Genomic DNA, 11,598 nt, shown 5'->3' with positions numbered 1-11,598 from the left:
ACCTCTTCCCATTCCGAACAGAGAAGTTAAGCCCGATAGCGCCGATGGTACTGCCTTTTTGGTGGGAGAGTAGGTCGACGCCAACTTTTAAAGAGTCTTGTTCCAATGAGGAATGAGACTCTTTTTTTTTGCCCTGAAAGTGGGTGTTGAAACTTGTGTTTCGTGCGAAAATAATTTCGGAAGGTTAGTAAACAATAGCCAATCTGTTGGTAATGAAAGTAATTCGCAATAATTCAGGATTTTGAATCGATGTTTTTATTAAGATATCTTGCTTTGTAGAAAATATTGCTTAATTTTGCGAACTGGTTGTATAATGCAATCAGTTATAATAAGTTTTAAATTTTCAAATAAAAGAATTATGTATTTATCAGCAGAGAAAAAGCAAGAGCTTTTCGAGAAGTACGGGAAGTCTAACAAAGATACTGGGACTGCAGAATCACAAGTAGCTTTGTTTTCATACCGTATCAGTCACTTGACTGAACATTTAAAGAAAAACAGAAAAGATTACAGTACCCAACGTGCACTGCAATTGCTAGTAGGTAAAAGAAGAAATTTTCTTGATTACTTAAAAGCAAAAGATATTGAAAGATACAGAGCTATTATCAAAGCTTTAAATATTCGTAAATAATATCATATTAAAGCAATCCCGAGTAATCGGGATTGCTTTTTATAATATATAGCGACATCCTGTTGCTTATCCTAAAAAGAGTTTGAAATAAACTACACAAAGATGAAAGTGATTGAAAAAATAATTGAATTAGGTGATGGAAGGTCCATCACAATTGAAACAGGGAAGTTAGCAAAACAAGCTGATGGAGCTGTTGTAGTTAAAATGGGTAAGACCATGTTGTTGGCTACTGTTGTGTCTGCAAAAGATGCAAAAGCGGATGTTGATTTTATGCCTTTGTCGGTTGAATATAAGGAGAAATTCAGCGCATTAGGTAGATTTCCTGGAGGTTTCATGAAACGTGAAGGCAGACCTTCAGATTATGAGATTCTTGTTTGTCGTCTTGTGGATCGTGCCCTACGTCCATTATTCCCTGCAGATTACCACGCAGAGACTTTTGTTTCCATTAACCTTATTTCGGTTGATGCCGATGATATGCCTGACGCTCTTGCAGGCTTAGCTGCATCTGCAGCGATCGCAGTATCAGATGTTCCATTCTCAGAACCAATTTCTGAAGTTCGTGTTGCCCGAATCGATGGCAAAATGATGATTAATCCATCTCGTACAGAATTAGAAACTGCTGATCTTGATATGATTATTGCTGCTACCATGGATAACATCATGATGGTTGAAGGTGAAATGTCTGAAATTTCTGAAGCTGAAATGCTGGAAGCTATCAAATTCGGTCACGAAGCTATTAAAGTTCAATGCCAGGTTCAAGTTGAGTTGGCTGAACTAACAGGTAAAACTGTTAAAAGAGAATATTGTCACGAAACTAATGATGAAGAACTTCGTCAGTTAATCGTGGATAAAACATATGCTAAGGTATTAGCCGCAGCAAGATTACAAAACCCAAATAAGCATGAACGTTCTGATGCATTTGGTGCAATAAAAGAAGAGTTTATAGCTGAATATTCTGAAGGTAAAGACGCTTTAGAGATTAACAAGTCTTTGATTGGCCGTTACTATCACGATGTTGAAAAAGACGCTGTTCGAGAAATGGTTTTAGAAGATCGTGTGCGTTTAGATGGTCGTAAGACTGACGAAATTCGTCCAATCTGGTCTGAAATTGATTATTTACCAGGTGCTCACGGTTCTGCTATATTTACCAGAGGTGAAACACAATCATTAACTTCAGTTACATTAGGGACTAAGTTGGATGAGAAAATGGTGGATGACGTATTGTACAGAGGAAAAGAGAAATTTGTTCTTCATTATAATTTCCCTTCATTCTCAACTGGAGATGCCCGTCCTTCGCGTGGTATCAGCCGTAGAGAAGTTGGTCATGGAAATCTTGCTTTTAGAGCTTTAAAAGGAATGATTCCTAAAGATTCTCCATATGCTATACGTGTAGTTTCTGATATTTTAGAATCTAATGGTTCTTCTTCAATGGCTACTGTATGTGCAGGAACATTGGCGTTGATGGATGCTGGTATTAAGATTAAAAATCCGGTATCTGGTATTGCAATGGGATTGATCTCAACTAAGGGTGCTGAGAAATATGCTGTATTATCTGATATTTTAGGTGATGAAGATCATTTAGGTGATATGGACTTTAAAGTAACAGGTACTAAAGATGGTATTACAGCTACTCAAATGGATATTAAAGTGGACGGACTTCCTTACGAAGTTTTAGCTCAAGCTTTAGATCAGGCACGTTTGGGGCGTCTTCATATTCTTGGAAAAATTAAGGAAACTATTAGTGAACCAAGAGAAGATTTGAAACCTCATGCCCCGCGTATTGTATCTATTGAAATTCCAAAAGATATGATCGGTGCAGTAATCGGACCAGGTGGAAAGATCATTCAGGAGATTCAGGAATCAACAGGTGCTGTTCTTGTTATCGAGGAAATTGACAATAAAGGTGTTGTTGATATTTCGGCTAATAATAAAGAAGCTATTGATGCGGCTTTAGCTCGTATTAAGGGTATTGTTGCAATTCCTGAAGTTGGAGAAATCTACAAAGGAAAAGTAAAATCAATTGTTGCATTTGGTGCTTTTGTTGAAGTTCTTCCAGGAAAAGATGGTTTGCTTCATATTTCTGAAATTGAACACAGAAGATTAAATACAGTTGATGAAGTTTTGAAAGAAGGTCAGATTATTGAGGTAAAACTTATTGAAGTTGATGCTAAATCGGGTAAACTGAAACTTTCTAGAAAAGCTTTGTTGCCTAAGCCTGAGAAAGAGGAGAAATAGAAAATTAAATATATGATTGAAAATCCCGGATTTATTCCGGGATTTTTTTTTGTTATTAGCTGAATGACTAACTTTGAATCTTCTAAAACAGAATCGACTTTATGACTGAAAATTGGGTTAGTACTATATCAAATAAAATTGATGAACAAATTGATCTTCATATATCAGTGCGCGATTATCGATTTTATCAAATTGAAAAACTAAAAAGAATAGCAAAGCATTTAAACAATGATGAGAGTTGTTTAGAATGTAAATACGCCCGAAAAGAGTTGGAAACTATCGTTCTGGAGTTGGATCGATTAATTAACAAGTCAGGCGTAAATAAAAGTGAATATGAGAAAAAAGTTGAAAGCTTGCTAAAGCATTTAAAAGATAAACATAAAGTTTTTCAGGCTCATTATTTCACTTATACTTATTCCGCAACATACACATTCTTTGGAGCTGGTTTAGGGCTTCTTTTGTCTTACGGGATATTTTATAGTTTCAACCCGTCAGTGTTTTTTCTGACTTCTGGAATTGGAATGTTTGCCGGAAATGTTCTGGGGAGCAGAAAAGACAGGATTTTAGTTCGGGAAGGAAAACAGATTTAGACTGAAAAAAAGAATATCAAATTCGAATAAATAGATGGACTTTTCTAATCTTACTTATAGCTGGGAGCCATAGTTACTATTTTATTTGCAATGGCTCTTCCTTTTTTATAAAAAAGCCTGATATTTGTGCCTCATTTTCTATTTTTATGTCTCCAAATCTGTAACTCACTATTAATGGATTATAAATTTATCGTAATAGAAGGAAATATTGGTGCTGGTAAAACCTCACTCTCTCATAAGATTGCGGAACAATATAATGCGAAGCTAATTTTAGAGCAGTTCGCAAATAATCCGTTTTTACCCAAATTTTATAAGGATCCGGATAAGTATTCATTTCCTTTGGAGATGTCTTTTTTAGCCGATCGGTACAATCAGTTAAAAAGGGAATTAAGCGAGAGAGATTTATTTAAATCATTTACTATTGCGGATTATTACTTTATGAAATCATTGATTTTTTCGAAGCAAACGCTTAAGGATGATGAGTATAGTCTGTATCGGCAGTTTTTTCATATTATTTATAACTCCTTACCAAAACCTGATTTATACGTCTATCTTCATTCCAATGTAGATAAGCTCTTAAACAACATAAAAAGCAGAGGGAGAGAGTATGAACAAGAAATTTCAGCAGATTATTTGCAGAAAATACAGGATAGTTATTTCGGGTTTTTTAAACAACAACAGGAACTTAGCTTTCTTGTTATAGATACAAACAATATTGATTTCGTTAATAATCAAGATGATTATAATAAAGTTTCAGATGCGATATTCGCTTTTAACTGCAAAAAGGGGGTAAATAGAATTATTCTCTGAAGGCCTTGTTATATCAAATAAAATTATCGAATCGATTTAATTTGCATAAAATTTTCTTAAATTTGTTTTTGAACTAGATTATAATGTTTAAAGTTAAAATAATTAAGTAGTTGTTATGAAAAGATCAAAGGTTATTTCCCTGGCTTCTTTGCTGTTATCAGTTGCAGTTCTTACGAGTTGTGCAGGATTGAGCAAAATGAAGAAAGAAGCAAGTAACATCAAGTATCAAGTGACTCCTGAAGTTTTGGAAGCTCATGCAGATATGGTTGATGTAAAAATCACTGTTAATATTCCTGCAAAGTATTTCAACAAGAATGTTGTTTTAGTTGCAACTCCGGTTTTAAAGTTTGAATCAGGAGAGAAAGCTTTCCCTTCAAAAACTTTGCAAGGTGAAAAAGTTCAAGGAAACAATACTGTTGTTCCTTACGAAACAGGTAAAACAATCACTTACACAGGAAAAATCCCTTACGAGCAAGCGATGAGAATTTCTGACCTTGAAGTAAGAATGGTTGGAAGTAAAGGTGATAAGTCTCAGGAATTTGATCCTTATAAAGTTGCTGATGGTGTTATCGCTACTGCTACTTTGGTTCAAAATTCTCCACGTAGTATTGTTGGAAAAGATGCTTTCCAAAGAATTATTCCAGAAAGTAAAGAAGCAGAACTTCATTACTTGATTAACAGCTCTGAAGTTCGTTGGTCGGAAATGAAAGCTGATGACATTACTGCTCTTAAAGCATATTTGGATGCTGCTAAGATGGATGAGAATAAAGAATACAAAGGTGTTGAAGTTGCTGCTTACGCATCTCCGGATGGAAAGCAGGATTTTAATGAGAAATTAGCTGCTAAACGTGAAGGTTCTTCTTCTAAGTACATTAAAAAAGAAATGAAGAAAGCTAAAATGAGTGAATATGCTGCTGAAGAATTCTTTAAAAGCAAAGTTACTCCTGAAGATTGGGCTGGATTCCAGGAATTAATGAAAGCTTCTAATATTCAAGATAAAGAGTTGATTTTACGTGTTCTTTCAATGTATTCAGATCCTGAAGTACGTGAAAAAGAAATCAGAAACATTTCAGCTGCTTTTGACGAAGTGAAAAAAGAAGTACTTCCTAAATTGAGAAGAGCTAAATTTACTGTTAACGTTGACCTAATTGGAAAAACTGACGCTGAATTAAAGTCTCTTGCTTTAAGCAACCCTTCTGAATTGAATGTTGAAGAATTATTATTTGCTGCTTCATTAGTTGATTCTGCTAAAGATAAATTGGCTATTTACGAAACTGCTAAAAAACAATTCTCTAACGATTGGAGAGGTTATAATGATGCTGGTATGATCTTATTCGGAATGAATAAAGTATCTGAAGCTAAATCTAACTTTGAAAAAGCTGATCAACTATCTGCAAACAATCCTGTTGTGAAAAACAACTTAGGTGCTGTTGAGTTAGTAAACGGTAATGTAAGCGAAGCTGAAGTTCTTTTCGGAGCTGCAACAGGAGCTGGAAACGAAGTGAATTACAACTTAGGAATTGTTGCAGTTAAAAAAGCACAATACGATACAGCTGTTAAGCAATTTGGTGAGTGTACTGCTGCTAATGCTGCATTGGCTAACATCCTTGTTGGAAAATACAATGTTGCTTTAGACAAACTAAATGCTAACACCAGCGATGATGCAATAGTTTATTATTTGAAAGCTGTTGTTGGTGCAAGAACTGATAACAATAACCTTGTTTTCACAAACCTTGAAACAGCTGTTGCTAAAGATGCTTCTTTAAAAGCTGCTGCAAAAACCGACATGGAATTTGCTAAAGTTTTCGAAGATGCTAAATTCAAAGCTATCGTTGAATAATTAATTATTCCTAAAATATTGAGAAGCGACCCATTTATGGGTCGCTTTTTTTATTCTTGTAATGTATTTATTCAGTAGATTTTTTATCTTCGTCTTCTCACTATTATCAGTGAAATAATGAATTAATTTGATTGTAGAATGGAAATCCAATTCCCATATAAAGTAGTAAACAATTTTCAAGGCTATATTTTCTTTTCGGAAATGCATCACCAAACAAAGAGTTGTTTTGAGGAGCAAATTGTTCTGAATTTTGCAAACACTAAGGTGATTGAATCCAACTTGTTTGCGATATTGGGAAGCGTTATTGCGGGTTTGGAGCGCAGGAAGAATAAAATTCGACTTGTGAATATGCAGGAGCCTATTCAAAACTTATTTAATTCCAGGAAGCTGATTAATGGTTCTGCCCGTAAATATTTATGGAAGTGTTTTGTGAAATGCCAGCAGTTTGCTTCGGTAGATGAAGAGGCTTTGGCTGATTATTTGGAAAAGAGGATCTTTCCCGAGCGACCTGAAGTGAAATTAAATAAGCAGCTGAAAATGGCTGTTCAATTGTGTGTGGCCGAAGTTTACCGGAATGCTTTCGCACACAGCAACTGCAAAGAAGTTTTTATTGCACACTATTATTCTGTTTATAATAAGAAGCTTTTAATAAGCATTGTAAGTCAGGGGCGGCCATTTAGTTTACTCGTAAATAAGACTCTAAATAAAAGGTTAAATGGTGTAGGAGCCATCGAGTGGGCTGTTGAGAACGGACATACAACAGGAAAAGACACTCACAAAGGAATTGGATTGTATACGATTCGTCAGTTTATAAAGCAAAATCAAGGCAAAATTCAAATTATATCGGGCGATGGAGTTTGGAAACAGGTGAAGCACCGAAGCTTTTCAAAATTACATGAAAAAGAATTCCCGGGATCCGTTATTACCTTAGAATTTAATCTTCAGGAATAAGCCTACTTTTTCTGATAATTTAGTTTTGAGAAAAGATCCCAAAGCACGATTCCGCAGCTTACAGATACATTAAAAGAGTGCTTGGTACCGAACTGAGGTATTTCTATACAACCTTCAGAAAGACTTACAATACTCTGTTGAACACCTTTTACTTCATTCCCAAAAACCAAGGCATATTTCTTAGCGGAATCCATTGTGAAATTTTCCAGAGATGTGCTGTTTTCTGCTTGTTCAACAGAGTAAACATCAAAGCCATTACTCTTTAATTTTGCAACAGCATCTTCTGTTTTTTCGAAATATTCCCAATAGACAGAATCTTCCGCTCCTAAAGCAGTTTTGTGCAATTCGCGGTGAGGAGGGGTGGCAGTAATTCCACAAAGATATACAGCTTCAACCAAAAGCGCATCCGATGTACGAAAAACAGAACCAATATTGTTCAGGCTTCTTACATTATCCAAAACAATAATGATGGGCGTTTTTTCAGATTCTTTAAACTCATCGATGCTTTTTCTGTTTAGCTCGCTGTTTTTTAGTTTTCTCATTGCTTTTATTGGAATGTATAAGGTCAATATTCGAATTGGTTACAAAAATATAAAAAAAGGAATCCTTTTGAGATTCCTTTCGTTTATTTTGTTTGAATTGTTACCAGTTAACAGGTTTACGGCGAACAGGCATGGTCATGCAGCGCGCACCACCACCACCACGTGGTAATTCCGATCCCTCAAGAGTTATTACATATTTTTCGTAATCGGAAAGCTCTACTTTATGACGAATAATGTCTTTTGCACGAAGAATTTCGAATCCGTTTTTATTCATTGCATCCATGGTGTGAACGTTTCGTCCGTAACCAATCACTTTTCCCGGACCAACGGCAAAAAAGTTAGCTCCGCTGTGCCATTGCTCCCTCTCCTGATTCCAGGGATCCCCGTTTCCGCCACAATAAATAGGTTTCAAATCCATTCCAAGTTTTTTCAGAGCCTGAAGAAGATTGTTCTCACGGGTGATAGAAATAACTTTTCCGTTTTCAATGGCAATGTGAACAGTCTGGTATTTGTTTGGACGGATAATTAAGGGTTCGTAAACCATACATTTATCAACATCTAAAAGGGTGAATACCATATCCAAATGAATGAAAGATTCCGGATGACTAGGCAACTCCTGTATTAATAAATGACGTTGTGTTTTGTCTTTTTGGCAAAGTAACTGAGCCAGAATAAAATCAATACCCTGAGTTGATGTGCGGGTTCCGTTACCAATAATCATGATGTCTTCACGGGCAATTAATACATCGCCTCCTTCAATGGTACAATTAGGATCCATTTCAGGATTATCAATGGGATTAACCGTTTTTGTTTTAAATCCAGGAGTATAATCAAAAATCGCCTGCATAATCAAGGATTCTCTATCGCGAACCGAACTGGCCATTTTACCAATCAGAACCTCGTCCAGAACTGACATTGAAGCATCCCGGGTAAAGAAGAAATTGTGCAGTGGCCGCATCGCATATCGTTCCTTACTCAGAAATTTAGTTAGGTTGTCTCTTTTTAAAGGAACACCTTCAATTAATAGAGAAGCAAGGTCCAGAGGTGTCTGTTGCAGCAGGAAATCTTTTATGCAGTAAGTGTTTCCTTTAACACTTATCTGAGGTTCCATTGCAGAAATTTGGTCAATAACATTCTCTTTGGCTTTTTCATCTGCAAGCACATCAGCCAGTAAATCTTTAACCTGATAGGTTTCTGAAATTTCAGAAAGAACACCGCTTAATTGTTTGTATTCATCTTTTGCAACCGATAGGTTTAAAATATCACTGTAAAGAGCTCTCTCTGCATTTTCGGGAGTCATGTTTTCAACTTCTGAACCAGGAGTGTGAAGGATTACACCTTCCAATTCTCCAATCTCCGATCTTACATTTAATTCTACATACTTTGTCATACCTCTCAATTAAAGTACCGTTTGTTATAGTTGTTTGCGTCTAAAAATACATGTTTTTAGATTTGCAAATGAAAGAAAAATTTGGGGCATAGAAAAGGATTGCGTTAAGTAAATTTCAATTTTCCTTAACAGTGTCTGAAATCGTTAAGATCATGATCAATACGAAGAGTTTGAATCTGGAAGTTACTTTGCGTGTTATGTAATGTAGTGTTGGTATTGACGGCAGAATGCCGACACATTTAAATTATTGGTTTTTTGGCGTTTCCTAAATTCCCCTGCACAATTGTTTCGGGGAATTCAGGTCAGGCTTTCCGCTATTACTCCTCGCCATAACCTTCCGCTTCGCTTCAGATATGTCTGCGGGGTAGCCGCTTCAATCCTTAACGCAGGCATCTGTATAATTATATAGAGTATAACACCCAATTTATCCAATTGGTATAAAACCAAAACCTCTAAATATTTCATAAAACCAATATCATACCTAAACCTCCCTGACAATTTTCACTACGCTTTGTTCCAATTTCCTTATCCATAAGAAAAATAATTTGCTGATTGCACAAATCACTCTCGACAGCCAATGGCGTTTTACCTGCTATTTATAGCTGCCAAACAATATTGTCCTAATTGATTTTAACAATTGGGCTTTCCGCCCAAACCCGACATCATTTCTTGTCTTGAAACAAGAAACGAAGCAAAGAAATTCAAGGCTGCTTTTTAAAAAATTTCCTTATTTAATTCAAACCTAAGTGCATACGGGCGATCTTCGAACAAGTTCTCAGCTTCCCGGTCTTACTAAAGGTTTGAACTAAAACGAAAGCTCTTTAAAAAAGATGCCAATAAAATACCTAACTTAAATTGTACCCCTTAAGATTATCACGAGCTGTAAGTTTTTATAAAAGAAGTAATTAATACTTATTCTCAAAAAACGTTTAGGACGCAATTGGCTGCCAAATATTTTCTTTGCTGTATATTTTGTTCAGTAATAAAAAAAGAACTACATTCATTATATTTTTTACGTTAAAACAAGAAGGAGTGGGAGGTGATTGATTAGATATTAAATGCAAATGCTGGTATTTCAATCAATATCAATTTTGGTAAGCTAATAAAAATTGTTTTTTCGTTCAATATCAATAGTAATAAAGCCTGATGAAAGGTATTTTTGATCAATGCAAATGGTGATAAATCCTTAGGATGTGCTTATTCACACAATATAAATAGTAATAAAGCCTTAAAAATTGGTTTTTTGCTCAATATCAATATTGATAAAGCAAAATAGATATTTTGAATAATCAATAAATACTAATCTTTATAATGATGACCCATGGCATTGATTAAGAAAATTACGCCGAGCAGCCACAATGGCGATATTAGTGCATTGTTTAGCCTTATTCTAAAAGCATTTGCAAAAATTGATTGGAGTTCAGACACGTATTTGACTACCATAATTGAAAAGATAAATGCTGGTAACAGCTCCCTGATTGAGGCATTGCGGCGACTGAAAGTTTATTCTCAGATGGCAGAGAAAGACCGCGTGCGCAATATGGCAATTAGAGATTTGTTTAAGTTGGTAGAGGGCTATGCTCATATTCCTATTGCTGAGATGAAAAAAGCCGCCTTGGTGGTTGAGAATGTATTGGAGCAATATGGTTTAAGCATACAGAACAAAGATTATGCTGCAAAATCAGCAAATATTGAGTCCTTACTAAACGATTTAGCCAAACCTGATGTTGTGGCAGCTATTGCAAACTTGAAAGGCGTGGCCGAAACGCTTGCCGCTTTGGATGCGGATCAACAAGATTTTGAAAATGTGGCCTTGCAACAAGCAGAGGGGGAGAGTGTGAAGAAAGGTTTGGCTTCTGCCAGTCAATTGAAGAAAGAGGGCGTTATTGAGATTAATACCAATCTGATAGGCTATATGAACACCATGGCAAAAGTAAAGCCAGCCACTTACCAGGCTACGGCCAAAACAATTGCCGAGTTAATCAATCAAAATAACGAATTGGTAAAACGTCGCCGCAAAACAAAGGAGGCAGATACCGAATTGGTGTAAAAACCACCTGCTGAGAAGGTGTTCAAAAAGGAATATTTTGTATTGGATTGTCATGTTGAGCGAAGTCGAAACATCTGTTTTTCAAAATGAAAGATTCTTCGTCCCGATTCATCGGGATCAGAATGACAAATAGAACAATACTTTTTGGACTCCCTCTTTGTTTTGCAGAACAGCACAAAGCAAATAGAAAAAAAGGCTCTCCTTTTGGCTTCTTTTCCAAAAGCAGAGCCTTTTTTTGTGCAATTGCTCACATTCTGCAAGTTGGCAACTTTGACAGCTTGAATCTTGGTTTCGCTTTACTACCTTAGTAAGGTTTTTTACCGATAATGTTTCATGTTATCATCATAATATGTGTACATTACTGCCCGATGTGGGTCGGTAAATACACTTTTTTTAAAAATATAAACGAAATTAAGCCCATTGCTTTATTTAGGAGTTGAACAAAAACCGCCTATGGCGGTAGTTAAGAAATAAGCTCGTAACTTGATTGAATATTTATTCATTAAAAATTTAGTCATGAAAAAAAAGTCTTAGAGAACGGATGATTGCGGAGATGCAGATT

General features: G+C 35.7%; 9 protein-coding genes and 1 rRNA gene. 8 read left to right on the top strand and 2 right to left on the bottom strand.

Annotated elements, in window-relative coordinates; translation table 11 throughout:
• From rrf to BZG01_RS20920, 7 genes are all read left to right on the top strand, one after another.
• Positions 1-86 (top strand): 5S ribosomal RNA (gene rrf / locus BZG01_RS20955); the annotation flags it as partial.
• A 272-nt stretch (positions 87-358) separates the two neighbouring features.
• A complete protein-coding gene (rpsO, locus tag BZG01_RS20950) occupies positions 359-628 on the top strand; it encodes a 30S ribosomal protein S15 (RefSeq protein WP_101263426.1) in 270 nt (89 codons plus the stop codon).
• 102 nt (positions 629-730) lie between these two features.
• Positions 731-2,863, top strand: coding sequence for a polyribonucleotide nucleotidyltransferase (gene pnp, locus BZG01_RS20945; RefSeq protein WP_101311798.1), 2,133 nt, complete (start codon positions 731-733; stop codon positions 2,861-2,863).
• Positions 2,864-2,964: 101 nt separating this feature from the next.
• On the top strand, positions 2,965-3,453 hold the full coding sequence (locus BZG01_RS20940) for a hypothetical protein (protein WP_101311797.1): 489 nt from the start codon (positions 2,965-2,967) through the stop codon (positions 3,451-3,453).
• Positions 3,454-3,627: 174 nt separating this feature from the next.
• Positions 3,628-4,263: a deoxynucleoside kinase gene (locus BZG01_RS20935; RefSeq protein ID WP_101311796.1), complete on the top strand. Its 636-nt coding sequence runs from the start codon at positions 3,628-3,630 to the stop codon at positions 4,261-4,263.
• 115 nt (positions 4,264-4,378) lie between these two features.
• The gene (locus BZG01_RS20930; protein WP_101311795.1) at positions 4,379-6,103 is read left to right on the top strand and encodes a tetratricopeptide repeat protein; all 1,725 of its coding nucleotides are present in this window, start codon (positions 4,379-4,381) and stop codon (positions 6,101-6,103) included.
• Positions 6,104-6,241: 138 nt separating this feature from the next.
• Positions 6,242-7,054 carry a hypothetical protein gene (locus tag BZG01_RS20920; RefSeq protein ID WP_143470969.1) on the top strand — a complete coding sequence of 271 codons (813 nt, stop codon included), beginning with the start codon at positions 6,242-6,244 and terminating at the stop codon, positions 7,052-7,054.
• Positions 7,055-7,056: 2 nt separating this feature from the next.
• On the opposite strand, the gene BZG01_RS20915 is transcribed toward BZG01_RS20920, so the two are convergent.
• Positions 7,057-7,596 (bottom strand): RNA methyltransferase, encoded by a 540-nt coding sequence (locus BZG01_RS20915; protein WP_101311799.1) that lies wholly within the window; start codon positions 7,594-7,596, stop codon positions 7,057-7,059.
• Positions 7,597-7,696: 100 nt separating this feature from the next.
• On the bottom strand, positions 7,697-8,986 hold the full coding sequence (locus tag BZG01_RS20910) for an arginine deiminase (protein WP_101311792.1): 1,290 nt from the start codon (positions 8,984-8,986) through the stop codon (positions 7,697-7,699).
• A 1,321-nt stretch (positions 8,987-10,307) separates the two neighbouring features.
• Between BZG01_RS20910 and BZG01_RS20905 the strand changes: the two genes are divergently transcribed.
• The gene (locus BZG01_RS20905; RefSeq protein ID WP_101311791.1) at positions 10,308-11,036 is read left to right on the top strand and encodes a DUF6261 family protein; all 729 of its coding nucleotides are present in this window, start codon (positions 10,308-10,310) and stop codon (positions 11,034-11,036) included.
• Positions 11,037-11,598: the final 562 nt, after the last annotated feature.

This window comes from Labilibaculum manganireducens, from assembly GCF_002843385.1.
In the GTDB taxonomy this organism is placed as follows: domain Bacteria; phylum Bacteroidota; class Bacteroidia; order Bacteroidales; family Marinifilaceae; genus Labilibaculum; species Labilibaculum manganireducens.
Note: the sequence above shows the minus strand (reverse complement) of the source record. Positions and strands in the feature narration are given on the sequence as shown.

Bases quoted from the DNA above. Each gene is read 5' to 3' on its own strand.
- BZG01_RS20930 (WP_101311795.1), top strand. From the start codon at position 4,379: ATGAAAAGATCAAAGGTTATTTCCCTGGCTTCTTTGCTGTTATCAGTT.
- BZG01_RS20940 (WP_101311797.1), top strand. From the start codon at position 2,965: ATGACTGAAAATTGGGTTAGTACTATATCAAATAAAATTGATGAACAA.
- rpsO (WP_101263426.1), top strand. From the start codon at position 359: ATGTATTTATCAGCAGAGAAAAAGCAAGAGCTTTTCGAGAAGTACGGG.
- BZG01_RS20920 (WP_143470969.1), top strand. From the start codon at position 6,242: ATGGAAATCCAATTCCCATATAAAGTAGTAAACAATTTTCAAGGCTAT.
- BZG01_RS20905 (WP_101311791.1), top strand. From the start codon at position 10,308: ATGGCATTGATTAAGAAAATTACGCCGAGCAGCCACAATGGCGATATT.
- pnp (WP_101311798.1), top strand. From the start codon at position 731: ATGAAAGTGATTGAAAAAATAATTGAATTAGGTGATGGAAGGTCCATC.
- BZG01_RS20915 (WP_101311799.1), bottom strand. From the start codon at position 7,596: ATGAGAAAACTAAAAAACAGCGAGCTAAACAGAAAAAGCATCGATGAG.
- BZG01_RS20910 (WP_101311792.1), bottom strand. From the start codon at position 8,986: ATGACAAAGTATGTAGAATTAAATGTAAGATCGGAGATTGGAGAATTG.
- BZG01_RS20935 (WP_101311796.1), top strand. From the start codon at position 3,628: ATGGATTATAAATTTATCGTAATAGAAGGAAATATTGGTGCTGGTAAA.